This window comes from Ancylobacter sonchi (assembly GCF_018390695.1).
Lineage (GTDB): Bacteria > Pseudomonadota > Alphaproteobacteria > Rhizobiales > Xanthobacteraceae > Ancylobacter > Ancylobacter sonchi.
This window is the reverse complement of the sequence record NZ_JAHBGF010000020.1, coordinates 209,111-235,035: the sequence shown is the minus strand read 5'-3', so window position 1 is coordinate 235,035 and position 25,925 is coordinate 209,111. Positions and strand designations below refer to the sequence as shown.

28 protein-coding genes and 1 pseudogene are annotated in these 25,925 nt (G+C 66.9%); 17 read left to right on the top strand and 12 right to left on the bottom strand.

All coding sequences use genetic code 11. From position 1 onward, the window contains the following. Positions 1-59 precede the first annotated feature (59 nt). A complete protein-coding gene (mutS, locus tag KHC28_RS11790; protein WP_214008548.1) occupies positions 60-2,804 on the bottom strand; it encodes a DNA mismatch repair protein MutS in 2,745 nt (914 codons plus the stop codon). Between the two features lie 61 nt (positions 2,805-2,865). Further along, positions 2,866-3,351: an MmcB family DNA repair protein gene (locus tag KHC28_RS11785; protein ID WP_214008547.1), complete on the bottom strand. Its 486-nt coding sequence runs from the start codon at positions 3,349-3,351 to the stop codon at positions 2,866-2,868. A gap of 113 nt (positions 3,352-3,464) precedes the next feature. On the opposite strand from KHC28_RS11785, the gene KHC28_RS11780 reads away from it, so the two are divergent. Together KHC28_RS11780 and KHC28_RS11775 are read left to right on the top strand one after the other, a co-directional pair. Continuing rightward, positions 3,465-4,043, top strand: coding sequence for a chromate transporter (locus KHC28_RS11780; RefSeq protein WP_214008546.1), 579 nt, complete (start codon positions 3,465-3,467; stop codon positions 4,041-4,043). Further along, a complete protein-coding gene (locus tag KHC28_RS11775; RefSeq protein WP_214008545.1) occupies positions 4,040-4,570 on the top strand; it encodes a chromate transporter in 531 nt (176 codons plus the stop codon). The genes KHC28_RS11780 and KHC28_RS11775 overlap by 4 nt, the downstream gene beginning before the upstream one ends. 24 nt (positions 4,571-4,594) lie before the next feature. On the opposite strand, the gene KHC28_RS11770 is transcribed toward KHC28_RS11775, so the two are convergent. Further along, complete coding sequence (locus KHC28_RS11770) at positions 4,595-6,025, bottom strand: MATE family efflux transporter (RefSeq protein WP_214008544.1); 1,431 nt, start codon at positions 6,023-6,025, stop codon at positions 4,595-4,597. A 213-nt stretch (positions 6,026-6,238) separates the two neighbouring features. Here KHC28_RS11770 and KHC28_RS11765 point away from each other — a divergent pair, with 213 nt between their 5' ends. The 5 genes from KHC28_RS11765 to dapE all read left to right on the top strand — a co-directional run bounded on the left by KHC28_RS11765 (position 6,239) and on the right by dapE (position 11,214). Then, the gene (locus KHC28_RS11765; RefSeq protein WP_214008543.1) at positions 6,239-7,213 is read left to right on the top strand and encodes a DUF937 domain-containing protein; all 975 of its coding nucleotides are present in this window, start codon (positions 6,239-6,241) and stop codon (positions 7,211-7,213) included. 164 nt (positions 7,214-7,377) lie between these two features. Then, positions 7,378-8,289: an acetylglutamate kinase gene (gene argB / locus KHC28_RS11760; protein ID WP_214008542.1), complete on the top strand. Its 912-nt coding sequence runs from the start codon at positions 7,378-7,380 to the stop codon at positions 8,287-8,289. Between the two features lie 70 nt (positions 8,290-8,359). Beyond that, on the top strand, positions 8,360-9,091 hold the full coding sequence (locus tag KHC28_RS11755) for a pyrimidine 5'-nucleotidase (protein ID WP_214008541.1): 732 nt from the start codon (positions 8,360-8,362) through the stop codon (positions 9,089-9,091). An 84-nt stretch (positions 9,092-9,175) separates the two neighbouring features. Next, a complete protein-coding gene (gene dapD / locus KHC28_RS11750) occupies positions 9,176-10,018 on the top strand; it encodes a 2,3,4,5-tetrahydropyridine-2,6-dicarboxylate N-succinyltransferase (protein WP_214008540.1) in 843 nt (280 codons plus the stop codon). A gap of 5 nt (positions 10,019-10,023) precedes the next feature. Continuing rightward, the gene (dapE, locus tag KHC28_RS11745; RefSeq protein WP_214008539.1) at positions 10,024-11,214 is read left to right on the top strand and encodes a succinyl-diaminopimelate desuccinylase; all 1,191 of its coding nucleotides are present in this window, start codon (positions 10,024-10,026) and stop codon (positions 11,212-11,214) included. Between the two features lie 18 nt (positions 11,215-11,232). On the opposite strand, the gene KHC28_RS11740 is transcribed toward dapE, so the two are convergent. After that, complete coding sequence (locus KHC28_RS11740; RefSeq protein ID WP_214008538.1) at positions 11,233-11,565, bottom strand: porin; 333 nt, start codon at positions 11,563-11,565, stop codon at positions 11,233-11,235. A 242-nt stretch (positions 11,566-11,807) separates the two neighbouring features. On the opposite strand from KHC28_RS11740, the gene KHC28_RS11735 reads away from it, so the two are divergent. The 3 genes from KHC28_RS11735 (at position 11,808) to KHC28_RS11725 (ending at position 13,391) form a co-directional block, all read left to right on the top strand. Continuing rightward, on the top strand, positions 11,808-12,236 hold the full coding sequence (locus tag KHC28_RS11735) for an NUDIX hydrolase (RefSeq protein ID WP_214008537.1): 429 nt from the start codon (positions 11,808-11,810) through the stop codon (positions 12,234-12,236). Between the two features lie 95 nt (positions 12,237-12,331). Continuing rightward, positions 12,332-12,715 (top strand): TIGR02301 family protein, encoded by a 384-nt coding sequence (locus tag KHC28_RS11730; protein WP_246564703.1) that lies wholly within the window; start codon positions 12,332-12,334, stop codon positions 12,713-12,715. Between the two features lie 40 nt (positions 12,716-12,755). Next, positions 12,756-13,391, top strand: coding sequence for a phosphoribosyltransferase family protein (locus tag KHC28_RS11725; RefSeq protein WP_214008535.1), 636 nt, complete (start codon positions 12,756-12,758; stop codon positions 13,389-13,391). 197 nt (positions 13,392-13,588) lie between these two features. Here KHC28_RS11725 and KHC28_RS11720 read toward each other — a convergent pair whose 3' ends face one another. The 3 genes and pseudogenes from KHC28_RS11720 to KHC28_RS27985 all read right to left on the bottom strand — a co-directional run. After that, entirely contained in the window at positions 13,589-13,840 is a 252-nt protein-coding gene (locus KHC28_RS11720; RefSeq protein ID WP_214008534.1) for a hypothetical protein, read from the bottom strand. A 483-nt stretch (positions 13,841-14,323) separates the two neighbouring features. Next, complete coding sequence (locus KHC28_RS11715; RefSeq protein ID WP_214008533.1) at positions 14,324-14,719, bottom strand: response regulator; 396 nt, start codon at positions 14,717-14,719, stop codon at positions 14,324-14,326. A 301-nt stretch (positions 14,720-15,020) separates the two neighbouring features. Then, positions 15,021-15,260 (bottom strand): annotated as a pseudogene (locus KHC28_RS27985) (integrase core domain-containing protein); the annotation flags it as partial. A gap of 171 nt (positions 15,261-15,431) precedes the next feature. Between KHC28_RS27985 and KHC28_RS11705 the strand changes: the two are divergent. From KHC28_RS11705 to KHC28_RS11690, 4 genes are all read left to right on the top strand, one after another. Beyond that, positions 15,432-15,992 carry a sigma-70 family RNA polymerase sigma factor gene (locus KHC28_RS11705; protein ID WP_214008532.1) on the top strand — a complete coding sequence of 187 codons (561 nt, stop codon included), beginning with the start codon at positions 15,432-15,434 and terminating at the stop codon, positions 15,990-15,992. Beyond that, positions 15,989-16,699, top strand: a complete 711-nt coding sequence (locus KHC28_RS11700) for an anti-sigma factor (RefSeq protein ID WP_214008531.1) — start codon at positions 15,989-15,991, stop codon at positions 16,697-16,699. The genes KHC28_RS11705 and KHC28_RS11700 overlap by 4 nt, the downstream gene beginning before the upstream one ends. 111 nt (positions 16,700-16,810) lie before the next feature. After that, a complete protein-coding gene (locus tag KHC28_RS11695) occupies positions 16,811-17,374 on the top strand; it encodes a fasciclin domain-containing protein (RefSeq protein WP_214008530.1) in 564 nt (187 codons plus the stop codon). Positions 17,375-18,347: 973 nt separating this feature from the next. Next, positions 18,348-19,604: a porin gene (locus KHC28_RS11690; RefSeq protein WP_214008529.1), complete on the top strand. Its 1,257-nt coding sequence runs from the start codon at positions 18,348-18,350 to the stop codon at positions 19,602-19,604. Between the two features lie 369 nt (positions 19,605-19,973). On the opposite strand, the gene KHC28_RS11685 is transcribed toward KHC28_RS11690, so the two are convergent. Next, on the bottom strand, positions 19,974-21,362 hold the full coding sequence (locus KHC28_RS11685) for an FAD-containing oxidoreductase (RefSeq protein WP_214008528.1): 1,389 nt from the start codon (positions 21,360-21,362) through the stop codon (positions 19,974-19,976). Further along, positions 21,359-21,820, bottom strand: a complete 462-nt coding sequence (locus KHC28_RS11680; RefSeq protein ID WP_214008527.1) for a DUF4126 family protein — start codon at positions 21,818-21,820, stop codon at positions 21,359-21,361. Before KHC28_RS11680 ends, KHC28_RS11685 begins: the two co-directional genes overlap by 4 nt. Before the next feature lie 135 nt (positions 21,821-21,955). On the opposite strand from KHC28_RS11680, the gene KHC28_RS11675 reads away from it, so the two are divergent. Together KHC28_RS11675 and KHC28_RS11670 are read left to right on the top strand one after the other, a co-directional pair. Further along, positions 21,956-22,441, top strand: a complete 486-nt coding sequence (locus KHC28_RS11675; protein WP_214008526.1) for a hypothetical protein — start codon at positions 21,956-21,958, stop codon at positions 22,439-22,441. Continuing rightward, complete coding sequence (locus tag KHC28_RS11670; RefSeq protein ID WP_214008525.1) at positions 22,417-22,626, top strand: hypothetical protein; 210 nt, start codon at positions 22,417-22,419, stop codon at positions 22,624-22,626. Before KHC28_RS11675 ends, KHC28_RS11670 begins: the two co-directional genes overlap by 25 nt. 135 nt (positions 22,627-22,761) lie before the next feature. Here the strand turns inward: KHC28_RS11670 and KHC28_RS11665 are convergent, their stop codons facing one another. From KHC28_RS11665 to KHC28_RS11655, 3 genes are all read right to left on the bottom strand, one after another. Further along, positions 22,762-22,974, bottom strand: coding sequence for a hypothetical protein (locus tag KHC28_RS11665; protein ID WP_214008524.1), 213 nt, complete (start codon positions 22,972-22,974; stop codon positions 22,762-22,764). Positions 22,975-23,693: 719 nt separating this feature from the next. Continuing rightward, entirely contained in the window at positions 23,694-24,137 is a 444-nt protein-coding gene (locus KHC28_RS11660) for a DMT family transporter (RefSeq protein WP_214008523.1), read from the bottom strand. A 241-nt stretch (positions 24,138-24,378) separates the two neighbouring features. Further along, complete coding sequence (locus KHC28_RS11655) at positions 24,379-24,627, bottom strand: BrnA antitoxin family protein (protein WP_214008522.1); 249 nt, start codon at positions 24,625-24,627, stop codon at positions 24,379-24,381. Between the two features lie 914 nt (positions 24,628-25,541). Here KHC28_RS11655 and KHC28_RS11650 point away from each other — a divergent pair. Next, positions 25,542-25,922: a hypothetical protein gene (locus KHC28_RS11650; protein WP_214008521.1), complete on the top strand. Its 381-nt coding sequence runs from the start codon at positions 25,542-25,544 to the stop codon at positions 25,920-25,922. The last annotated feature ends 3 nt before the right edge of the window (positions 25,923-25,925 follow it).

Genomic DNA, 25,925 nt, shown 5'->3' with positions numbered 1-25,925 from the left:
CGGTGGTTGGCCGAACCGGAGCCAGCCGCGCCGGGCCGCGTCTCGCCGGCTTGGTCCGCTTATCCCCGCGCCGCCGCCTTCAGACGGTACAGCGCGTCGAGCGCCTCGCGCGGCGTCATCTCGTCCGGGTCGATGCCGGCCAGCGCGGTCTTCACCGCCTCCGCCGCCGGGTCCGCCTTCGCCGCCGGGGCGGCAGGGGTCGGCGCCCGGTTGATCGCGGCGAACAGCGGCAGGTCGTCGAGGATGCGCTGCGCCGGCGCGGCGCGATCGGCGTTCTCCAATTCGGTCAGCACCGCCTTGGCCCGCGCCACCACGCTCGCCGGCAGCCCGGCGAGCCGCGCCACCTGGATGCCGTAGGAACGGTCCGCCGCCCCCGGCACCACCTCGTGCAGGAAGATCACCTCGCCCTCCCATTCCTTCACCTTCACCGTCGCGTTGACGAGGCGGGCGAGGCGCTGGGACAGCGCGGTCAGCTCGTGGAAATGGGTGGCGAACAGCCCTCGGCAGCGATTGGCCTCGTGCAAATGCTCGAGGCTCGCCCAGGCGATGGACAGGCCGTCGAAGGTGGCGGTGCCCCGCCCGATCTCGTCGAGGATGACGAGAGACCGCTCGCTCGCCTGGTTGAGGATGGCGGCGGTTTCCACCATCTCGACCATGAAGGTCGAGCGGCCGCGCGCGAGGTCATCGGCCGCGCCGACGCGCGAGAACAGCCGGTCGACGGCGCCGATATGCGCCGCCCGCGCGGGCACGAAGCTGCCGGCCTGGGCGAGGATGGCGATCAGCGCGTTCTGCCGCAGGAAGGTGGACTTACCGGCCATGTTGGGGCCGGTCACCAGCCAGATGCGGCCGGAATGCGCCTCGCCGGGCGGCGAGAGCTCGCAATCATTGGCGACGAAGGGCCCGCCGTCGCGCCGCAGCGCCTGCTCCACCACCGGGTGGCGGGCGCCTTCCAGCCGGAAATCGAGCCCGCCATCCACCTCGGGCCGCACATAGCTCTCCTCCACCGCGAGTCGCGCGAGGCCGGCGGTGACGTCGATCACCGCGAGCGCCCCGGCGGCGGCGCGGATCGCCTCGGCCTCTGCCATCACCGCGCTTGCCAGCCGCTCGAAGATCGCCTGTTCCAGCGCCAGCGCCCGCTCGCCGGCGCTGGCGATCTTGGCTTCCAGCTCGCCGAGCTCGGTGGAAGTGAAGCGCATCGCCCCCGCCATGGTCTGGCGGTGCACGAACACGGCACCGAAGGGCGGCTCGCGCAGCTTGTCGGCGTTCTGCTGGGAGACCTCGACATAATAGCCGAGCACCGCATTGTGCCGGATCTTCAGGGATTTGACGCCGGTCTCCTCGGCATAGCGCCGCTCCAGCGCCGCCACCACCCGCCGGCTCTCGTCGCGCAGGGCGCGGGCGGCGTCGAGATCGGCGTCGAAGCCGGCCCGGGTGAAGCCGCCGTCGCGGCGATAGGGCGGCAATTCGTCAGCCAGCGCCGCGCCCAGCAGCGCCGGCAGCGCCGGGTCGACGGCGCCGAGCAGCGCAGCATTCTGCACGAGTTCCGCCGGCGGATCGCCGGCCCGCAAAAGTCCGGCAATGGCGGCGCCTTCCGCCAGCCCGCGCCCGATGGCGGCGAGGTCGCGCGGCCCGGAGCGGCCGAGCACGATGCGGGCAAGCGCGCGGGCGAGGTCCGGCGCCCCGGCGAGGCGCTGCTGCAGCGCGACCCGCAGCGCGGAATCCTCAACCAGCGCCTCCACCGCGTCGAGCCGGGCAGCGATGCGGACGGGGTCCGTCAACGGCTCGGCGAGGCGGCGAGCGAGCAGCCGCGCCCCGGCGGAGGTCACGGTGCGGTCCACCGCCGCGTTGAGCGAACCGGCGCGGTCGCCGGTGGTGGTGCGCAGGATTTCGAGGTTCGCCCGCGTCGCCGGGTCGATCACCATGATGTCGGCGGCCGCCTCGCGCTGGGGAGCGGCGAGCGGCGGGCGTTGGCCGAGCTGGGTGCGCTCGATATAGGCGACGACGGCGCTGGCGGCGGTGAGCTCGACCCGGGAGAAGGCGCCGAAGGCGTCGAGGGTCGCCACTCCGAAGAAGCCGGCGAGCCGCCGCTCGGCGGTGGCGCCGTCGAAGCTTTCCTTCGGCAGCGGCGTCACGGCGGGCAGGGTGCGCCAGATCTCGCGGAAATCGGCCTCATCATACACCTGATCGGCCACCAGAAGCTCGGCTGGCTCGACCCGCGCGAGGTCGGCGGCCAGCCGCCCGGCATGGGTCTCGATCACCCGGAAGGAGCCGGTGGAGATGTCGGCGAAGGCGAGCGCGTAGATGTAGCCGTCCCTTTGGCCGTCCTCGCCCGCCCCCTCGCCGCCGCGTTGGCGCGCGAGGCTCGCCAGCACGTTCTCGCGCCGCGCGTCGAGCAGCGCGTCCTCGGTGAGGGTGCCGGGGGTGACGAGCCGGGTAACGTCCCGCCGCACCACGCTTTTCGGCCCGCGCTTCTTCGCCTCGGCGGGATCCTCGATCTGTTCGCACACCGCGACGCGATGACCGGCGGCGATCAGCTTGTGCAGATATTCCTCGGCGCGCTCCACCGGCACGCCGCACATCGGGATGTCCTCGCCCTGGTGCTTGCCGCGCTTGGTCAGCACGATGCCCAGCGTCCGCGAGGCCATCTCGGCATCGGCGAAGAACAGTTCGTAGAAATCGCCCATCCGGTAGAACAGCAGGCTGTCCGGATTGGCGGTCTTTATCTCGATGTACTGCGCCATCATCGGGGTGACGCGCTCGGCGTCGCCGGCCGGCTTCAGGCTGGGGGTCTGGGTCGCATCCATGGTCGAAGGCTTGCAGGGGGCCGGCGCCGACTTCAAGTATTCACCGGGGTTTTTCCCCGCCTTACAGCTCGATGCCGCGCATGGCGTCGGGATCCATCAGGTTCATCAGCCGCCCGGCGGCGCAGCGGGCGAGCCGCAGGGTGAGCGCCTTGCGCTGCGGAGCGGCGAGCGGGTGGCGCGGCGCCTCGCGGATCAGCGCCGCGCCGAAGCCGTCGGCGACCAGGATGCCAGTGCCCTCCGGCAGCAGCTCGCGCGGGAAATCCGGCGCGACGGCAAAGAACAGCCGGTCGCAAAAGTCACGATATTCGAACCACTTGTGGTCGGCGCGGAAATCGGCGACCGAGGATTTCACCTCGACCACCCAAACCTCCCCCTTGGCGCACACGGCGGCGATGTCGGCGCGGCGGCCGGTGGCGAGCACGAATTCCGGCACGCCGACGAGGCCGCACGCCGCCACATAGCGCAGCGCGCCGCGACGAATGGCGAGCGCCGCCTCCGACTGGCGGCCGTCCGGCGGCAGGACGAGATCGGTGAGGGTGCCATGCATATCTGTACCCTATACGTTCTCGTCAGCGAATGGGAAGCCCCCCACGCAAAAGCCGGTTACCCAAAGGGTCGACTCGTCTATAAGCGGGCGTCGTCCTCCAAGCCCTGCCGGCCATGTCGCCTGAAACCGCACCCGCCGCCTCCGAAGCCGACCGCCCGGCGCCGAGCCTGCGCGAGCTGTTCGTCGGCTTCCTGTCGGTGGCGGTGGTGGCGTTCGGCGGCGTGCTGCCCATCGCCCGCCGCGCCGTGGTCGAGCGCTACAAATGGGTGGATTCCGACGAGTTCACCGAGCTGGTCGGCCTTGCCCAGTTCCTGCCCGGGCCGAACATCGTCAATCTGTCCATCGTCATCGGCTCGCGCTTCCGCGGCGTGCCGGGCGCCATCGCCGCCTTCTGCGGCCTCACTTTGGCGCCGGCGGTGTTCGTCATCATCGCCGGCACGCTGTTCGCCCGCTACAGCGACGAGCCGGCGGTGGCCGATCTCCTCTCCGGTCTCGCCGCCGGCGCCGCCGGGCTGGTCATCGCCATGGCCGGGCGCATGGGCGAGCGGCTATGGCGGCGCCCCAGCGTGCAGGGCCTCGGCGTCGTGGCCGCCGCCTTCATCGGCATCGCCGTGCTCGGCCTGCCGCTGCTCTGGGTGATGCTCGGCCTCGCCCCGGTATCGGTCGCGCTCGCCTGGTGGTCGCTGCGATGAACGACGACAGCGTCCTCGGCCAGCTCGCCACGCATTTCCTGCTCATTTCGCTGCTGGCGGTCGGCGGCGCCAATGCGGTGCTGCCGGAAATGCACCGGCAGGTGGTCGACGTCGCCGGCTGGATGACCAACGAGCAGTTCGCGCAGACCTTCGCCATCGCCCAGGCAGTGCCGGGACCCAACGTGCTGATCGTGACGCTGATCGGCTGGCATGTCGCCGGCCCGGCCGGGGCGCTCGTCACCACGCTGGCGATGTGCGGGCCGACCTGCGTGCTTGCCTATGTGGTCGGCGGCATCTGGCATCGCTTCCGCTACGCCAAATGGCGCCGGGCCATCCAGGGCGGGCTGGTGCCGCTCACCATCGGGCTGATCGCGGCTTCCGGCTTCCTGCTGGCGCAGGGGGCGGCGCGCTCGCTGCCCACCGCGCTCTACATCACGCTCACCGCGCTGGTTCTGCTGTTCACCCGCATCAGCCCGCTATGGATGCTGTTCGGCGGCGGCCTGCTGGGGCTGCTGCGGCTGATCTGAGAGCGCCGCCGGAAGCCGCCTCGCTCAGGGTTCGAGGGCTGCCGCCCCCTCGCCGCGCGCGAAGGGCGGCAGCTCCGGTCCCGCCAGCGGTGCCTCGCCCGGCTCCGGGCGGCCCACCCCGGCGGCGAGACGGCGCACCAGCGCCAGCGCGCTGATCAGCGCCGCCACGCCGAAGGCGACCGAGCCCAGCGCCTGGCCGGCGAGCACGCCCTGCGCGCCCCAGTAATGCCCGCCCACCATGACGAAGGGGATGACGCCCAGCGTCGCCCGGCTCCAGTTGAACACGGTGGAACGCAGGGGCGCGCCGAGATTGTTGAAGGCGGCATTGGCGACGAACAGCATGCCGAGGAACAGGAAGCTCCCGGCGAGCCACAGGCAGTAGAACACCACGAGTTCCTCGCCCTCCGCCGACAGGCCGAACGCCCCGGCGAGGGCGTGGCGCCCCAGCGCCATCAGCACCCAGACACCGAGCACATAGGCGAGAATGAGCACGAGGCTGTCGAGGATGGCCCGCCGTACCCGGTCGTAGCGCCCGGCGCCGACATTCTGGCCGATCACCGGCCCGATGGCGCCGGTCAGCGCGAAGAGCGGCCCGAAGGCCACCGGGATCAGCCGACCCACCACCGCGAAGGCGGCCACCGCCGCGTCGCCATGGGCGGCGAGCGCATAGGTGACATAGGCATTGCCCACCGGCGTGGCGAGATTGGTGAGGATGGCCGGCACGGCGATGCCGGAGAGCGGACCGACATCGCGCCGGAAGTCGCGCCAGCGCAGCGGGCTGCCACAGCCGTGGATGCGTATTACCGCGTGGAGCCCGTAGGCCGCCATCGCCACGCGGGAGATCACCGACACCGCCGCCGCGCCCTCCACACGCCAGTCCAGCGCCAGGATCAGCAGTGGATCGAGCGCCGCCGTCACCAGGCCGCCGATCAGCGTCACCAGCATGGAGCGCCGGGCATCGCCAAGGCCGCGCAGCGTGCCGGACGCCGCCATGCCGATGCCGAGCAGCGGCGTCGAGGGCAGCACGACCAGCAGGAAGTCGCGGGCGATCTCCAGCGTGCGCCCGCTCGCGCCGAGAGCGGAGAGCAGCGGGCCGAGCAGCGGCATCATCGCCCCGGCGGTCACGAGGCTGGCCAGCGTCATGTAGAGAAAGCCGGAGGTGGAGATACGCCCCACCTCCTCGCGCCGGCCGGCGCCGATGGCGCGCGAGACCAGCGCCGAGACCGCGATCATCACCCCGATCGACACCGAGGTGACGAAGAACATCACCGTGCCGGCATAGCCGATGGCGGCGGCGAGTTCCTCCTCGCCGAGCAGCGAGATGTAGAACAGGTTGAGCAGGTCGACGACGAACACCGCCACCAGCCCGACCGAGCCGGCCGCCGTCATCACCGCGACATGGGTCATGGTCGAGCCGGTGACGAAACGTGCCGTGGAGGCGGGAGAACTCTGCATGGGCGGCTTATCGCACGGAGACGGCGGCGCACGATAGCGCCCGGGCAGAGCGAATGCGCAATGCCACCAATGCGCAATGCCGCGATGGCGCCACCGGCCATGGGCAGCGTGCCGCCGCCGCGCCGTGCATAGGCCGGCCCGGCCGATTGTCGTATGGTTGCCGCGAAAGATCCGGTGAATACCCGCAGCAAGACGGTGTTTTGGGAGGATGCCATGAACCAGTTGCAGGACCTGCTGGCCCAGGCGCAGCAGGGCCAGGTGATCGACAATCTGGCGCGTAGCTACGGCATTTCGCCGGAGCAGGCGCAGCAGGCGGTGGATGCGCTGCTGCCGGCCTTCTCGGTCGGTCTCGACCGCAGCACCCGCACTCCGGAAGGGCTCGCCGGCCTCCTCGGCACCATGGCCCGCAACCCCTATTCCCAGGCCTTCGACGACCCGGAGGCGACGCCGGCCCCGGAGCTGAAGGCACAGGGCACCGACGCGCTCGCCGCCATGTTCGGCTCGCGCGATGTCAGCCGTGCGGTCGCCGCCCACGCCTCCTCCGAAACCGGGCTCAGCCCCTCGCTGCTGCAGCAGATGCTGCCGGCGATCGCCGCGCTGGTGCTCGGCGGGCTGATGAAGGGCGGGAGCGGGAGCGGCGGCGGCCTCGGCGACCTGCTGGGCGGCCTGCTCGGCAACCGGCCGCCGGACGGCGCCTCCACCGGCGCCTCGACGGGTGGGGGTGGCGGCGGAGGAATTGGCGGTGGGTTGGGCGATCTCCTCGGCGGCATGCTGGGAGGCGGCGCCCCGGCGGGTCGCGACGGCACGGCGGCACCCTCCAGCAATCCGCTGCAGGACCTGCTGGAAGGCCTGGCGAGGGGCGGCCTCGGCGGCTCCCCATCCGGTGGCACCACGCCGGCCGACCCGCGCAGCCCGACCTCCACCGGCAATCCGCTCGACGATCTTCTCGGTGGCCTGCTGCGCGGCGGCCAGCCGGGAGCGGGCGCCCAGCCGGACGCCGGCGACGCGCCGCAACAGCGCCAAGGTGGCGACCCGACCGGCGACCTCCTCGGCAGTATATTGGGCGGCCTGTTCGGCGGCGGTGCCAGCGATGCCCGCACCGCCCCCAGTGGCGGGCAGGCGCAGGATCCCACGCTCCAGCCGCTGAACGACATCTTCGACCGCTTCACCCGCAAGGACGGCCGCTGAACGCCGCCCTCCCGTTCAGCCGATCCCCCGGGGCCGGGGATCGGCGGTCGACGGCAGAGAGCCGCCAATCGGGGGAGACCGATCGCGAAGCGGCGATTGAGAAGCGTCATGAAAATCGGCTAGAAGGGCCGGCTGCCGATCACCCGCCGAGAGATGCCGCTCCGATGTCCGATATCACTGCTACCGATACCGACCCGCTCGACGACCACGCCAAGGCCCGTGTCCTCGTGCAGGCGCTGCCGCACATGCAGCGCTATGACGACGCCATCATCGTGGTGAAATATGGCGGCCACGCCATGGGCGACGAGCAGGTGGCGCGCGATTTCGCGCAGGATATCGTGCTGCTCGAGCAGTCCGGCGTGAATCCGGTGGTGGTGCATGGCGGCGGGCCGCAGATCGGCGCCATGCTGGCCAAGCTCGGCATCAAGTCGGAATTCGCCGCCGGGCTGCGCATCACCGACAAGGCCACCGTCGAGATCGTCGAGATGGTGCTGGCCGGCTCGATCAACAAATCGCTGGTCGGCTTCATCAACGAAGCCGGCGGCAAGGCGCTTGGCCTGTCCGGCAAGGACGGCAACATGGTGATCGCCTCCAAGGTCACCCGCAGCGTCCTCGATCCGGATTCCAACATCGAGCAGGTGATCGACCTCGGCTTTGTCGGCGAACCGTCGAGCGTCGACACCACCGTGCTCGACCAGATCCTCGGCCGCGAGCTGATCCCGGTGCTGGCCCCGGTCGCCACCGGCGAGGAAGGCGGCACCTTCAACGTCAACGCCGACACCTTTGCCGGCGCCATCGCCGGCGCGCTCGGCGCCAAGCGGCTGCTGCTGCTCACCGACGTGCCGGGCGTGCTCGACCGCAACAAGGAGCTCATCAAGGAGCTCACCATCGCCGAGGCGCGGGCGCTGATCGCCGACGGCACCATCTCCGGCGGCATGATCCCCAAGGTCGAGACCTGCATCTACGCGCTGGAGCAGGGTGTCGAAGGGGTGGTGATCCTCGACGGCAAGGTGTCGCACGCGGTGCTGCTCGAACTGCTGACCGACCACGGCGCCGGCACGCTGATCCGCCGCTGATCCCGAAAGCCGGTGCGGGGCGCGAAATCGCGCCTCGCCTGCGGCCCGGCTCTTCGCTATGGATGGCGTCATGCCGCACGCCATCGACACCGCCTCCGCCAGCTTCTCCGACGTCGACACCTGGGTGTTCGACCTCGACAACACGCTCTATCCGCCCGGGCTCGACCTGTGGCGGCAGATCGACATGCGCATGCGCAGCTACATCGCCGACTATCTCGGCCTGTCGCTCGACGACGCCTTCGCACTGCAGAAGGGCTATTACCGCAAATACGGCACCTCGCTGCGCGGGCTGATGATCGAGCACGGCATGGACCCGGACCCGTTCCTGGCCAATGCGCACAATATCGACCTGTCCGAGCTCTCGCCGTCGCCGGAGCTGGGCGCGGCGCTCGGCGCGCTGCCCGGCCGCAAGCTCGTCTACACCAACGGCTCACGCGCCCATGCCGCCGCGATCCTCGACAAGCTCGGCATCTCCGACCATTTCGCCGACGTGCACGATATCGTCGCGTCGGAGTTCCATCCCAAGCCGCAGGAAACGGCCTATCGCCACTTCCTCGGCCTCTACGGCGTCGAACCGACCCGGGCCGCGATGTTCGAGGACCTCGCCCGCAACCTCGAAGTGCCGCATGCGCTCGGCATGCGCACCGTGCTGGTGGTGCCGCCCGGCCTCGCCGTCAGCCCCGCCGACCGCGAGGCCTGGGAACATGACGGACGCGACGGCCAGCACATCCAGCACGTCACCGACGACCTGCCCGCCTTCCTGCGCGCCGTACGCGGCGTGATCGGGCGCGGCGAGCGATGACACGCCTCCCGGCGGCACGCCCCCGTTGACACCCGGCCGTCCGCGCCGCAACAAGTCCCCCGCCATCTAGCGGAGTAACAGAGCATGTCGAGCGAACTGAAGACCATCATCGAGGACGCCTTCGAGAAGCGCGCGGAGATCGGCTTCGACACCAAGGGTCCGGTTCGTGACGCCGTGAACGAAGCGCTCGGCCTGCTCGATGCCGGCAAGGCGCGCGTCGCCGAGCAGGGCGCCGACGGCAACTGGAGCGTCAACCAGTGGCTCAAGAAGGCGGTGCTGCTGTCCTTCCGCCTCAACGACATGGCGCCGATCTCCGGCGCTCCCGGCGGCGCCAGCTGGTGGGACAAGGTGCCCTCCAAGTTCGACGGCTGGGGCGAGGCGGAATACCGCGCCGCCGGCTTCCGCGCAGTGCCGGGCGCCATCGTGCGCCGCTCGGCCTATATCGCGCCGAACGTCGTGCTGATGCCGTCCTTCGTCAATCTCGGCGCCTCGGTGGGCGAGGGCTCGATGGTCGACACCTGGGCCACCGTCGGCTCCTGCGCCCAGATCGGCAAGCATGTGCACCTCTCCGGCGGCGTCGGCATTGGCGGCGTGCTGGAGCCGCTGCAGGCCGGCCCGGTGATCATCGAGGACAACTGCTTCATCGGCGCCCGCTCCGAGGTCGTCGAGGGCGTGATCGTGCGCAAGGGCTCGGTGCTGTCCATGGGCGTGTTCATTTCGGCGACCACCAAGATCGTCGACCGCGCCACCGGCGAAGTGTTCGTCGGCGAGGTGCCGGCCTATTCGGTGGTGGTGCCCGGCTCGCTGCCCGGCAAGCCGCTCCCCAATGGGGCGCCCGGCCCGTCGCTCTATTGTGCGGTGATCGTCAAGCGGGTGGACGAGCAGACCCGCTCCAAGACCTCGATCAACGACCTGCTCAGGGACTGACCGCGATGAGCGCGCTTGAGGCTCCCTCCGCCGCCGATCCCGTCGAGATCGCCCGCGCGCTCATCCGCTGCCCTTCGGTGACGCCCGAGGAGGGCGGCGCCCTCGCCTGTCTGGAAAAGCTGCTCGGCGCCGCCGGCTTCCGCGTGCACCGGGTGACGCTCACCGGGCCGGACACGCCGGACATTGAGAACCTCTATGCCCGCTTCGGCACGCGAGGCCCCAATCTCTGCTTCGCCGGCCATACCGACGTGGTGCCGCCCGGCGATGCCGCGCATTGGCGCTTCCCGCCCTTCGAGGCGGCGATCCATGGCGGCCTCCTCTATGGTCGCGGCGCGGTGGACATGAAGGGCGGCGTCGCCGCCTTCGTCGCCGCCGCGCTCGATCTCGCGGCCGAGCATGGCGACCGGCTGCCCGGCTCGATCTCGCTGCTGCTGACCGGCGACGAGGAAGGCCCGGCGATCAACGGCACCGAGAAGCTGCTGCGCTGGCTCGGCGACCGCGACGAGCGGCTCGACCATTGCGTGCTCGGCGAGCCCTCCTCGCGCGCCGTGCTGGGCGACATGGTGAAGATCGGCCGGCGCGGCTCGCTCTCCGGCACCCTCACCGTGCACGGCAAGCAGGGCCATGTCGGCTACCCGCATCTCGCCGAGAACCCGATCCCCGGCATGGCGAAGCTGATCAGCGCGCTCACCGCCGAGCCGCTGGACCGCGGCAACGCGCATTTCCAGGCTTCCAACCTCGAAGTCGTCTCAGTGGATGTCGGCAATCCGGCCTACAACGTCATCCCCGCCGAGGCGAAGGCGCGCTTCAACATCCGCTTCAACGACCTGTGGATGCCCGGCACGCTGAAGGCGGAGATCGAGCGCCGGCTCACCGCCGCCGCCGGCAACGCGGTGCGGTTCTCGGTGGCGTTCGAGGAGCGCTCCTCCGACAGCTTCCTCACCGCACCCGGCGACTTCGTCGACCTGGTGACGGCGGCGATCCGCGAGACCACCGGCCAGACGCCGGAACTCTCCACCACCGGCGGCACCTCGGATGCGCGCTTCATCAAGGACTTCTGCCCGGTGGTCGAGTTCGGGCTGGTCGGCACCTCGATGCATGCGGTGGACGAGGCGACGCCGGTCGACGAGATCCGCGCGCTCACCCGCGTCTACAAGGACATCGCGGCACGCTACTTCGCGGCGTTCGGCCGCTAGGGGCCCAGTCTGGCAGGCCTATTTGCTGCTGAGCGCCGGCGCCAGCGCGGTGCCGGCCGACATTGACTGCTGATAGCCGTCGACCTGGACGCTGCCGCTGATCTTCACGCAGGTCGAGGTGCCGGCGATGCGGGAGAACCCCTTGCCGTAGCTGGCGCAGACCGGATCCGGGCGATCCTCCGTCGCGGATTGCGACGCAGGAGACGGGGACGTCTGAGCCTGGGCCGCCGGCGGTTTCGTGCTTCCCGCGATGCCGGGCGACGAGGCCGCGACGAGCCCGGCCGCCACCAGCAGCGCGGGCGCAGCGAACCGGCGCAAGGCGCCGCCATGGCTTCCGGCGAATGCACGCATCGACAACCTCCTGCCCCGCCGGAGCATTGCCCGGCCCGGACGCAACCCCGCCCGGATGCTGCGAAACTCGACCCGGATTGCGGCCCGATCTTGGCGGCCTCCTGGCGGCCCGCTTCAAATCGGACCTGACTTTCCGGGAAGCCTAGCACACCGCCCGGCGATATCCCCTACCGAGCCCGGCCCGTCATTGGCGCACCGTCCCGCCGCCCCTAGGATGGCGGCGAATCGTGGAGAACTTGCCGATGTCGCAGTCGCCGATCCGCCCGGTCCTGGCGGTATCCACCGCCGTGTTTCGCAACGGGCAGGTGCTGCTCGCCCGGCGCGGGGCCGCTCCCTTGCGCGGATTGTGGTCGCTGCCCGGCGGGCGTGTGGAGCCGGGCGAGACGCTGGCGGAAGGCGCGGCCCGCGAGGTCATGGAGGAGGTCGGCGTCGCCTGCCGCGTGCTGGGCGTCGCCGGCGCCCTCGACATCATCCGCCGCGACGAGGCGGGCGAGGTCAGCACGCATTTCGTGGTGATCAGCCATGCCGGGCTGTGGCTCGACGGCGAACCGTCGACCGGCCCCGAGGCAGCGGAGGTCGGCTGGTTCGACCCGCGCCAGCTGCCCGCCGACGCCACCGACGGCCTCGCCGGCATCGTGATGGCGGCGCACGCGCTGGTCGCCGGCTCTTGACGCCGCCGCCGCTCCGGCCCACCACAGGCGGGATGATACGCCGTCCGCCCCGTCCCCCCGCCTCGCGACCGATCCGCCGGCGCCACGCGCTCGGCATGGCCGTCGTGGGCCTCGCGCTGGCGCTGTCGGCCCCCGCCGGCGCGCAGAACGCGGCGCGCCCCAACCAGGGCTCGGCGCCGCCCTATGAGGCGGACATGCTGCGGCTCGCCGAGATGCTCGGCGCCCTGCACTATATCCGCCCGCTCTGCGGCGCGCCCGATGCCGGGCGCTGGCGCGACGAAATGCAGGGGCTCATCGACACCGAGCAGCCCTCCGACGAGCGGCGCGGCCTGCTGATCGCCGCCTTCAACCGCGGCTATGAAAGCTACCGGCAGGGTTATCGCAGTTGCACGCCGTCGGCCGAGCTGGCGGCGCAGCGCTATCTCGAGGCCGGCGCCCGGCTGTCGCGCGACATCGCCGCGCGCTACGGCAGCAACTAGCCGCGCAAGATGACCCGGATGATGCGACACGGATGACGCCATGACCGCAGACGCGCCCCCGCCGATCGCCGCCCAGAGCTGGCATGTCGATGTCGACGGCCTCGACGTCGAGCTGCCGATCGTGCCGCTGGGGCCGGATTTCGCCATCTCGCTGATGATGGTCATCGATCTCGGGGTGACGTTCGGCACCTTTGTCGGCACCCGCCTTGCCGACCGGCTGCGCCCGCTGAAGCCGGATGTGGTGGTCGGCGCCGCCACGCTCGGCATTCCCATCGCCATCGAGGTCAGCCGCGCGCTCGGTCTCGACCAGTATGTGATCCTGCAGAAATCGCCCAAGGTGCATCTAGGCGACGCGCTGGTGCAGACGATCTCCTCCATCACCTCCAAGGGCGAGCAGAAGCTGCTGCTGGATCGCCGGATGATCCCGCTGCTGGCCGGCCGCCGTGTGGTGGTGGTCGACGACGTCGTGGCGTCCGGCTCCAGCCTGAAGGGCTCGATCGACCTGGTGCGCCGTGCCGGCGGCGAGGTGATCGGCGCCGGCGTGATCCTCACCGAGGCGCGCGCCTGGCAGGCGGTGCTCGGCGAGGACGCCGCGCTGATCCGCAGCCTCGGCCATATTCCGCAGTTCGAGGCGAAAGCCGGCAGCTGGCAGCCGATCCCCGACAGTTTCCTGTAGGGGCTGGCAGACACGCGGCTCGTGGACCGGCGCGCCGAAGGGAGAGCGGCGGAACCGGCAGCCGCCATCGCACGCCTCGTCCCTGCCCGCAGGGCGGCCATTCGCGGGTCGGGAGCCCCCCGCGCGCCCGAAAAGCCGGCTTCACCAGCCGGGGCGATGGCTCGGAGGAGGTGTGGCAGACCGGATGGTGGCGCGCATCACGATCCCGACGCGGGCGCCGACGCCGGGACGGCCTCCGCCGTCTCTCCGAGCACGCAACGGCCGGCAGGGGTGATGGCGTAGGTATATTGCGCACCCTGAATGTCGGTGAGCTGTACCAGCCTGCGCCGCTGAAGCGCGTCGAGCGTGCCCCGGCTCATCGGCCCGTACAGGGCGCCCAGATTGGTTTTTCCCCTCAGCATCAAAACGTTGAGCGGCATCGATTCCATCGCGCGGAGCGCCGCCAGCATCGGTGGCGTCAGTTCTTCGCTCGCTCGCCGCCTGTGCCTCACTGAATACGCTGCTCCGACCGCTTGATGGAATGTCGTCGAGCGAGGCCGGCTGACACCCGGGGACACAGGAGCCGCCACGCCCAGGGTCCGCGACGGCACCCGGCGTTCGACGGCTTCGCGCTCCAAGGGCCGAGATCGCGCTCAGACGCTTTACGGCCGGACACGATGTGCGGCGATTGCTCAGTGCCCGGCCGAGCCCGATGTGTTGTGCGTTCACCGGGCTGATTGCAGCCTAGCGCGGCGCGGCAGTGGGGGGTGTTACAAGATGTTGCTGTGATGTTTCTTTGGGTGTCCCGGCACGGGCATTCCCTGCCGGCGCTCCCTGCCGGGGGCGGCCTTTGCCGTGTCACCGAGCCGATGGCTCAGGGCGTTGGGTCTTTCTGTTCCGCAGGAACGGCACGCTCTCGGATTTCCCTTATGCCTGACACTCTGCGGGCATTGTCAGGCTGCGAACCTTCTCATCGCAGCCATCACGTGCTTCTCGTCGTAGGGCTTTGGAAAGAAGAGGCTGCGCACCGGCAAATGAACATGGCGCGCGTCGATGTGGCCGGAGGTCACAATGATTTCGATCGGTGGCCACCGATCGCGGATCAGCGTAGCCAGCTTCATGCCGTCCATACCGCGGGGCATGTCGATGTCGGTGAAAACGATGCAGATATCGAGACGGGCCTCCAGTATCTGGATGGCTTCGGTGGCGTCTGCGGCCTCCAAGGCTTCAAAGCCTGCCTCCTCGACCATGTCGACGGCAGTCATCCTCAAGATCGGTTCATCCTCGACGACGAGTACGATTGGTCTGGATGAAGCTTGCGGGCCTTGCACGGGTGTCTCCCGGCTCATTGGTGTTGCACCTGAGAGAGAGCAGCCGAGAAATCAGCTTCGAACCCAGTGCTCGGGTAACGAAGCTCGACGCCCCCCGTTCCAACGATCCCCATATTGATGAGCCGGGATCCGAAACCTTTCCGCGTAGGCGGGCGGACGGCGGGACCACCGATTTCACGCCCCCGAAGCATGAGTAGACCGTCAGCGATGTTCCAACTGACGGCTACACGTCCTGACGTGAGACCCTTTTCTCCTCCGGCTTAGGAGAGAGTCCGAGGGTTGCTTTGTGGCCTCAGGCGGCCTGGGTTTCCAGTGGGATTGTTGCGGCGAACTGGGCGGGGGATCGATTGCCGAGAGCTGAATGAGGGCGGTTCAGCTTGTAGTCCTCCTTCCATGAGGCGATGGTGGCACGGGCCTGACCCAGGCTCGAGAACAGGGTCTCGTTCAAGCACTCGTCCCGGATGCCGTGCGTGCGGCAGACGTCAGCGGTCTTCGCGCCCGCCTCCTGCTCCTTCAGCATCCCTATCATCTGTTCCTCTGTGAACCGTGAGGCTCGCATCGTCCGTCTCCATGATCGACGGACGCTACCTAAATCTGGAGGAGGATCAGGGGCTCAGGTCAGACACCCTACAAGTTCCACGGACTTTCGAGGTATCGACGCCCGTCGTCGGACGCGATGGACGGTCACGTCGTATTGACATTGACGGCGGCGAAGGTGCCATGATCGAACGTGAGCGATCTAGCAAGAGAGCATCTTTCAGAGAGGTTGAAAGCTGTCGCGGGCCAAGACCGGGCGGCACTGCGCGATGTTTATGATCTCACCTCCTCGAAGCTTTTCGGTGTGTGCTTGCGTATCTTGGGCACACGCGAAGAAGCGGAGGACGTGTTGCAAGAGGTATATCTGAATATCTGGCATCGCGCGGACCTGTTCGACCCCGCCCGGTCGAGCCCGATCACCTGGCTGGCCACGATCGCTCGAAACAAGGCTATCGATCGGCTGCGTGCGCTCGGTGCTCGTCTCGCGGACCGTCAGATTGACGACAACCTCTCGGCCTCGGTCGCGGATGGCGCCCCGGACGCGCTGACTGAACTTGAACACAACGAAGAACATGCCCGGCTGAGCCGTTGCCTTGACGCTCTGGAGCCGCGCTCCCGCGACGCCATAAGGGAAGCATTTTTTGGAGGCGAGACCTATGAGGCGTTGGCCCGGCGTATCGGTCAGCCGCTGGGAACCCTGAAGAGTTGGATACGTCGCGGCCTCATCACGCTTCGGGAGTGTCTGGAGAGATGAGCGACGTACCCCCGATCCCTCCCCACGACGAAGACCGCGAGCAACTTGCGGCAGAATATGCACTAGGGGTGCTCGATGAGCGCGAACGCCGGCACGCCGAGGCGCTCAGTGCCCGTGACCCGAGCTTTGCGGCGCTGATCGCGAGGTGGGACATGCGATTGAGCCCGCTGGTGGAGGAGGTTGCTTCCGTTTCTCCTCCGGAGAAGGTTTGGGCACGCATCGACGCCCTTACAAAACCTTCGCCCACCACGCGTCCATCGCAGGCAACATATGGTCTCGCATTCTGGCGCTGGGTCAGTTTTGGTTCCATGACGGTCGCGGCTGCCAGCATTGCGGCCGCTTTGCTTCTTGCCAGGCCGACGGCGCCGCCTTCCCTTCAGATCGCCGCATTGCTGGCACCAGACGGCCGGTCGACCTTCACTGCCGTCATTGACCACACGCTTGGTCGAGCAACGTTGGTACCCCAGCTGTCCTGGGACGCTCCCGGCCGCGTTCCCGAACTCTGGCTGGTGCCGACCGGCGGCGTGCCGGTCTCGCTTGGCGTATTCGATCCGGCGGGAGCCGCGCGCGTGACACTGTCGCCTGCCGTGATCGGCAGCGTCACTGCCGGCGTCACTCTTGCTGTCTCCGTTGAGCCTCCCGGTGGGTCGCCGACGGGCCAACCGACCGGGCCGGTTATTGCCAACGGAAAGATTCAGGCGCTCTGAGCCGGGCTTGGATACTCGAAAACAAAAATCGCGGCTTCTGCATCTTTCCCCGAATGTCCGCCGTATCTCTCTCGACCATGCGGCAGTGCATGGGTTTCAGGGAGACGTTCGATGACTCTTTCGGTTTCGAAGCTCGCCATGTTCTGTGCGACCGCCGGGCTGCTCGTGGCGGCCCCCGCTCTCGCCGCCACCTCGGTGATGGTCGGCGGTGCGGCAATGATGTCCGACGCGAAAATCCCGACCAATGCGTCCAAGGCCAAGAATCTCACCACGCTGGTTGCCGCCGTAAAGGCTGCCGGCCTCGTCGATACTCTGAACGGCACGGGTCCGTTCACCGTGTTCGCTCCCACCAATGCCGCGTTCGACAAGCTGCCGGCCGGCACCGTCGACAAGCTCGTGCAGCCCGGCATGAAGAAGCAACTCACCGAAATCCTCACCTATCACGTGGTGCCGGGCAAGTTCACCGCTGCGGATCTGAAGGCCGACGCGATGAAGCATGGTGGCAAGGCCACGCTGAAGACCGTCGCCGGCGAGACGCTGACTGTCGAGGAAAAGATGGGTAAGTGGGTCGTGGTTGATCGGGGCGGCCACGTCGCGGTGATCGAAACGCCGGATGTCTTGCAGTCCAACGGCGTCGTTCATGTCATTGATACCGTCCTCATGCCTGTGATGTGACGACAGGCCATGACAAGAAGCCCGGCTTCGGCCGGGCTTCTGTTTGTGGAGTTCCGGCTCATCGTGGCGGCTCCTCAAATCGTTCTGTAGCGTTGGTTTGTGGTGTTCCCCGTCCTGTTCCCCAACTTGCCGGGGCCTGGGGAACAGGGGAGCAATTTCGGTGCGATGCCGGGAAAAGGCGGCGAAACGAGCTGTCATGGCCCCCTTCCCCTAGAACTGGGCTCGCCGAGTGGCCCGAGCCTCCCCTTCATTCTCCTCATCACCGAGGATGCACGGGGTGATCACGTAGCGGCGGACAGAGGAGGTGAAGCCGGGCAAGCGTGTCTTGATCTGCGGCTTTCCATCCTCGCCGGCGGCCAGAATTCATCCCAGAGAACGGCGGTGGCGCAGGGGTACGGCTGGCGAAGCGGGGCGCGATCTAGGGATATCGAAGGCGGATGCGCACCGGGCAACCACGGTCGCGACTCTGTCTGGTGAAGCAAAGGAGGCGGCACGTGAGACGGGAATGGACGGCAACCGCTCAGCTCGGCTCGATGCTGCTGCAAAACCGACTGTCGCCGAACAGGTAGCCGCGATCCACGCCCGCGGACATGGCGCCGTCGAACCCGAGGCGTACGTGTCCCACCGCGTCGGCAAAGCCTCGTTCAGATGAACAGGATGCCTTCGTCCCGCCCACGCGTCGGAGACACGCGGGCAGAAGGACGATTGCAAGCGATCGGTACGCCTTAGCATCCCGCCTGAATTCCCGTATACCGCTAAGTAAACCCTTCACAACTCGGCTGATTTCACGCAGCCGTGATCCGTGCACGGATGCAACACCCGCCCAAAAAAGGCCGTCTCAGCGCCTTTATCCAGCACTTTGGCTTTGCGCCGCGGGATCGATTCAAACATCATCCTCTACGATGATCTTTTTGCTCATCGGGTGAGTCCCAACACTTTAATGTGAACACGGACTCAATTTTGGATATGTGGAATGAAATCCTTGATGAATAACCTTCTACTCGGCTCAGTCGCCGGGCTTGCGATGGTCGGGACCGCTGCGGCGGCCGATCTGCCTGTGAAGGCGAAGGCTGCGGAATATGTGAAGATCTGCTCGACCTACGGCGCGGGCTTCTACTACATTCCGGGCACCGATACCTGCCTGAAGGTCGGCGGCTTCGTGCAGGCCGACTATTACTATCAGGACTACGATTACCTGAACAACGCGGACTTCCAGTCCTCGTACTTCCGTTCGCGCGCTTCGCTCCGTCTGGATGCCCGCACACAGACCGAGTACGGCACCCTGCGTTCGTTCATTGACCTGCGCGCCACCTATGGCGACGGTCTCGGCAACGTCTACGGCGACGGCGGCGACTCGACCGCTCTGAACCTCGACAAGGGCTACATCCAGTTCGCTGGTTTCACCTTCGGTAAGGTGCAGTCGTTCTTCGACTACTACGCCGACAACAACGTCTGGGGCTTCGACAATGTGGAGCTCACGGCCGACGAAGACGTGACCGCAGCCGCCTACACCGCTGACTTCGGCGGCGGCCTTACGGCCACGATCTCGATCGAAGATGACTCCTCGCGTTCGAACGGCGACAGCCTTGGTGAGACCGCTCAGCCCGACATTCCGGCGCTGATCGCCAACATCAACTATGAAGGCGAGTGGGGCGGCTTCCAGGTTTCCGGTGCCATCCGCCAGCTCGACGACTCCTACTATGACCCCGTCGGCATCACCACCGATGACTCCGTGGGCTGGGCCGTGCTCGGCGGCGTGAAGTTCAACCTGCCGACCCTCGGCGATGGCGACAAACTGTACATCGAAGCCGCCTATGGCAGCGCCGCTGCCGGCTACACCGGCATCAACGGTGGCTACTCGACTATCTCGGATCAGGCGGCTCAGGACCTTTACTACAACCCGGCGACCAACAGCCTGCAGTCGGGTGACGCCTGGACGATCGCCGCCGAGCTTACCCACTACTTCACGCCCCAGGTCTTCGGCGTGCTGTACGGCAATTACGGCGAACTCAGCGTCCCGGCCGCCGCCGTCGACACTGGCTTCTCCGACTACAACATCTGGACCGTCGGCGGCAGCCTGAACTGGGCCCCGGTCAAGAACCTGATCTTCGTCGCGCAGTACACCTACGCGCAGACCAGCTACGACAACCCGGTGCTGAACCCCTACGGTTCCTTCATCGACAGCTCGGACAACCAGCAGGTCCTGCTGTCGGTCCGTCGCTCCTTCTGATCCTTTTGGATCTGAAAGCGCTAAACCCTGGCGTAGAGCCAGGGTTTAGCGAGCATGCGCAGTCGCGGCTGGCTATGAAGAAAGCCGATCTGCCGCATCCCGGCTGTCAACAGATGTGAACATCGAGGCTCGTGTGGCCGAACCGCGCCGACCTCGCGAAAGAGGAGCAGGATCGGCAGATCCGGCACGACGCGGAGCTAGTGGGTCAATCGACGCAAGTTGCGCCACGCAAGTTGCGTCGATTGAAAATAAGCGAGAGCACGGCCGAGGCTACAGGCCGAAGGGGATTGCTTCCTTTGTCGCCGAAGGAACCGGCGTCAGTCAGGACACCGTCGCGCGCGCTCGGAATTCGGGCCTGTCCGTTCCCCATCACGTTGCCGGCTTCATCTCCGCCAGCAGCGTAGGGATCAGCTCCGACACCGTCGGATGGATAGGCACTGCGCGCTGGAAGACCGTGCAGGGGACGTTCGCATTCATGATGTCGAGCAGTCCGTGAATGGCCTCGTCACCGCCGGTTCCGAGTATCGCTGCCCCGAGGATGCGCTGCGTTTGGGCATCCACCACCACCTTCATGAAGCCCAGTGTTTCGGCCTTCTCCACCGCGCGGCCGACCTTGCTCATTGGCCGCTTGCCGATGAGAAGGGGTCGACGGGTCTGGCGAGCCTGCGCTTCTGTCATGCCGACCCGCCCCAGCGGCGGATCGGTGTAGAGCGCATAGCCGGGAAGCCGCTCGCTCACCTTCCAGTCCTGGCCATCCAGCAGGTTGGCCGCGACAATCTCGAAGTCGTTATAGGCCGTGTGGGTGAAGGCCCCTCGTCCGTTGCAGTCGCCCAGCCCGTAGACGCCAGGCACGCTCGTCTCGAGGAAATCGTCGACCGTGATATAGCCGCGCGCATCGGTCCTGATGCCGGCGGCTTCCAGCCCGAGATCATCGGTGTTCGGCCGCCGGCCGATGGCAAGCAGCACATGCGTGCCGACGACTTCCGGCGCGCCTTCGGTACAGCCGACCCGCACCGCCACGCCGTCGTCGTGCCGCGCGAAGCTCAGGCATTCGGCGTTGGTCCGTACATCAATGCCTTCAGCCTCCAATATCTCCCTTATTGCAGCCGAGACATCCTCGTCCTCGCGCGCAATCAGGCGACCACTCTTCTCGACGACGGTCACGCGGGCGCCGAAGCGGCGGAACATCTGCGCGAATTCGAGGCCGATATAGGAGCCGCCAATGACCACCAGATGCCCGGGCACGGTATCGAGTTCGACCATGTCGGTGTTGGTAAGATAGGGCACGTCCCCAAGGCCGGGCAGGTCCGGCACCGACGCCCGGCCGCCGACATTGATGAAGATCTGCGGCGCGGTGAGTTTCGCGCCGTCGACCTCGATGTCATGCGGGCCGGTGAAGCGGGCATGGCCGCGAAGCACGGTGCAGCCGTCCATGCCGTCCAGCCAGCTCTCGATACCGGAACGCCCCTCCTGGATGATCTTCGCGGCGCGGGCCTGAACCCTCTTCATGTCGACGCCTGGCGTGCCGTCCAGCACCACGCCGTATTCCGCGGCCCGCTGGGCCATGCGGGCGGCATAGGCGCTGGCCACCAGCGTCTTGGTCGGCTTGCAGCCGGTATTGACGCAGGTGCCACCGAAATGGCGCCGCTCGATCATCGCGACGCTCCTGCCGGCGGCCGTCAGCCGACCGGCAAGCGAGGGCCCTGCCTGGCCGGTACCGATGATGATGGCGTCGAAGCGACGTGCCGGGTCATTCATCTTGCCACCAAGATAATGACGACAGCACAGATGATCGCCACGGCGTCTTCGATCAAAGCGGCGGGCCGATCCTGCCCGAACGCCTCGGCAAGGCCCGCACGCGCCAGACGCCCACCCAGCGTACCGATCACGGTGCCGATCACCCCGGCGACCGCGCCGATCGACAGGCTGCCTCCGGCAACGCCTAGGCAGGCACCGCAAAGCGCTCCGCTGATCAGGCGCGCAGCGAATTGCGGCGGCACCGTCCGACTTGGGGTTGTCGGCAGCTGATCGGTGACGAACTCGACCAAGGCCAGCGCCGTGAAGATCCATGGCGCCCACGCATAGCCCATGAAGGCCAGCGGTGAGGCAGAAAGATCAATCCAGCCGAGATGGGCCGCCCAGGAGATCGCAGCAGGTGCGGTCATGGCCCGCAGTCCGGCCACGATCCCTATCAACAAGGCCAGCAAGTAGAACATACGCCCCCCAATGAATCGATTGCCACAAGGGGTGCCGCATGGCTCCGAGTGGCCCTGTTGTGCTCCGCTTCTTCTATCAAGCGACGGCGCAGGAATTCTGACAAGTGCCGGGTCAACGGGCTGGCGCGCGACCCCATGCTGCTGGTGCTGATCCGCGACTATGCGGTGTCGACCTTGCGAAGGGCTGCGGAAGAAGCCGACGGCACGCGGAACCCGGCCAAGGTCGCCACATGGCGCCGGCAGCAAGCTGATGCCCTTCGCGCCCTGCCCGAGATAGACCGCATGCTGGCCGGTCCGGTCGAAGCCGCGGAAACATTCGCCCGCCTTGCACTTGAGCGCAAACAAGCTCTCGATGCCTGTCAGGCCGGCTTGGTCAGCCGGCTCATCGGGGTTTCGGATCCTGCCGACTGGTTCGGCGCCATCGGCAGTGTCTTCACCTCACATATGCCGGTCGAGACCATGCACTGGTTCGGGGGATGGTGGACACGACAATATCGAGCGCATCCGAGGTCGCCATGGACCCCATCGCCCGTGCGGAACGTGCCGTCCGTTATGATGGATATGCCGGCACGGCTGAGGCCCTCGATCCGCAGATCATGGCGCTTGCCTCTGCTCCGGTGAAAGGCTTCGACGACATCAAGGTCCTTGCCTGGATCGCCCATTGTCAGATGCAGCTGGCAAATGACGAGGCCGCCGACACAGGCGTCAGGCAGCGCGCCTTCTATCTGTCTCGCAATGCCCTCTTCCGGGTGGCGGACGAGTTCGGGGTTCTGAATGGCCCGCCTGTACCGGGGAAGACCCAGTGACGGAGCCGGCTGCAAATTCACCGCAGAAGGTGCGCGGCAGGCCGGCTTGGTGGTCGCGGGCGATCACCTGCGAGGAAGGGTATGGGGAGTATCTGAAGGAAAGGGCATACCTGCTCGCCCCTTCTGCTGGGCGATCTAGTCGTCGCGACGTGCGTCGTTCACCGGAATGTCCTGGTGGATCAATCCAAGGACGATGGCGCCCAGCATATCCGGCCTCTCGCGCAGCCGGCGCAGGGCGTCGTCTATGCCGTTAGCCTGAATGGCGGCGAAACGGGCCTCAGTCTCACCCGGAATGAGGACAAAGGCGTTCCAAGTCGACGTCATCGTCGAGCGAGTGGCGGTTTTCACAAACTGTCCTTCATCCGCACGGCGTGCATCTTATCCGTGCCTCGAGACAAAATAAACTGGACGCGCTCAACCACATGGCGAACGACGCGGGTGCTGGGGTGGGATAAGGGGAATTTTTCCGGTAATCCGATACTGGATCCTCGACAAATTCGAAGCCGCGGATATTGAGCCTGATTTCCTCCGGGGATGGGCATTCTGATGCGACATTTCAGCGCTTCAAAAATGTCTGGAATGTGAGCGTAAATTACTTTGATGCTGGCAGTGACGTTCGTTCCGGGAACCGTGGTGCTATCTGGCTTATCTTTCTAGGGGTGGTTCGATGGTGCCAATGCCGCGCGGGGCGCAGGTAGAACGAACCTTCCGGTTGAGGGTTTTAATTTTGAGCCCGGCACCCTTCCTGCCAAGGTCGCGAGGCTCCCGCTCCGGAATGGAGAACATCACGGTCAAGTCGCGACCAATTGCTGGATCTCGACGGAACTGACCGGCGGAAAGGGCGTCTCCTGCTTCGGCTTCCAGCGACACGTGCTTCCTGCCGATGTAACGGAGATTGCAGTCGGGCTTCCTGACCGGTTCGCCGACCGGGCCGGCAGCAAGCTCGAAAAGGCGTGGCCGACGTCGGCGGCGAGGTGGTGGTCAAGTCCGCTCAGCAACGGGCCGAACCAGACACGATGTTGTTGGCCTCCGCTTGATCTGGCAGATGGCAGACGCGAGGCAGCTCCTCACGACCTCTGGATCAGAAACACCCCCGCGACAAGCAAGGCTGCGCCGGCGAGACGGGTCAGAGACACCGATTGCTGTGGCAATCCGAGTATGCCGAAATGGTCGAAAGCCAGTGATCCGACCATCTGGCCGACGACTATGAGCGCCAAGGTGGTGGCTGCACCGACACGCGGGACGGCAAAGATCACCGCCAGGATGAACATTGCGCCGAACAAACCGCCCGACCAGGACCACCAGGACGTTCGGTTGATGGCGGCAGCGGACGGCACGGAACTGCCCGTCAGAAGCAGCACGGCGACCATCGAGAAGATGCCGACGGCATAGCTCACGAACCCCGCCCAATAAGGTGAACCGAGATCCGCTCGCAGATTTGCGTTGAGCACCTGTTGGAATGCGACGGCGATGCCCGCGGCGACCACGATGAAATAGAAAATCAGGTTCATACCGTGATCCTATCGCGAGGCACGCGCGGCGATTGCCGCGTTCCGGAACCACGGAACACCCCCTGCGCCAGCCCTGCCCCCTTGTTCCCCTCGAAAACACTTTAGCCGGGAACGAAGTGAGGGTGGGCATGGGTGCCCGATGCGTCTAAAGGAGGCGAAAATGGACACCGAGAGCCGTTTCGCGACCAGTACGCGCGAGCGCGCGAGGCGCAACCTACCCCACCCCGATCAGGCCAGACATCTACAGCCCCAACGCCTTCCGCAGCGCCGCATTGATCCGGTCTTGCCAACCGGGCCCGCCTTCCTGAAACCGCTCCAGCACTTCTCGGTCCAGACGGATCGAAACCTGCTCCTTGGCGTGCGGCAAAGAGGGGGCCTTGCCTGGGGAGCTGTCGGGCAGAGTGGCGGGTTTAGATGTGGCGCTCTTGAAGGCCGCTTCTGCGGCATCGCGGGCGGAACCAAATGAGCGGCGAGTGGGCGTGCTTACCATGGGGGCTCCGATCAATCGAATCGAACAAATATAGCGGCTCGGGGGAGTGGGCACCTTTTTTGCGGCGGCGCTATCCTCAACTCCCCTCTGCTGCCAGCGGCAGCCGGGCTCGACCGCTAATAACTTGGCGAGCGCCATCACGAGATGGAAGGCGGCGCGCGGCGAGTTTTATCAGGTCCGAGAGGATTCAATGCGGGCCGGTGAAACTGCGACCCGCTTGAATGAAAATCAAACATTCAAACTTGCGGCTAGGCGGAAGGCGGAGGCGGAATGCGGGAGCAGACGCCATGACCGATTGAAAACAATCAGAACAATCAAGATGGCGCATCCGGCTCCGCATTTTGCCGGGAGATATCCCGAGGCAATCCGATCTGCTCTGATCACTGACTTCGCGGAAGACGGCACTCTCCGAGCGCAGCGGGGTAGAATACGAACACACAGGGCCACCAAGCGCCAATGCTCGCATATTGGCCTTGAAGCAAGCGGCGCACTCCTCTCCGAGTGCGTCCTGGTGACTATCCCGAAGTGCTGGGTCCCCTCCCCGGTTCGCAACTAGGCCGGCTGCTTTGGTTTGGTGGTAGGCTGCCGCTTCTTGGCTCGGCTAACCCGGCCAGGCGAAGGCGGTGGCCACAAAGGCGGCAACTGCTCCAGCAATCGCGTCAGATGGCTTCAGCCGCCCTCATGCCAGCGCCCTTCCCTTTGAGGGAGGTACTGTTCGACGGCATGATCGAAGTCCCGGCGACGCTGAGAGGTGTGGCCGCAAGCGAACCCATCCGCCGCGATGGTCTCTGCCGCTGGTCGGAGAGCACAGTTCAGCAGCCAGGGGGGTTCTTCGTCCCACTTATCGGGATTGTCCGGCAGTGGCCGGCCGTTCGCGCTTCGAAGGCCGGCATCCATGGTGGCACAGGAGTGAGGTGCTCGTAGAGATTCCGGACGGCGGCGCCCACACGGCATGCATTCTCAGGCCCACGAGCGGCGCCACGAAGTATCTCGCCCCCAAGACGCTCCAACGCTTGGGCGGCCATTTCCTCTGCCCATTGCGCCTGCTTGTCGCCTCGTCCGCCGCCGCCGCCGTCGATCACTCGCAAGTCAACCATGAAGGCCTCCTGCACGAGGAAAGCCTGCATCAGCGCGCGAGCGGCCATTTAGTTACGCGGATTGATTGTATCGCAAGCAGGAAATGCAGCGCAGAAGTCGTCGCCATCGGTCCTACCGGCGTCAGTAGTTGGGGCGATTATCGGGGCGCTGCCTTGGCGACTGATTTTTTATTAAATAAAATCAAGTCGCTATGCTAATCC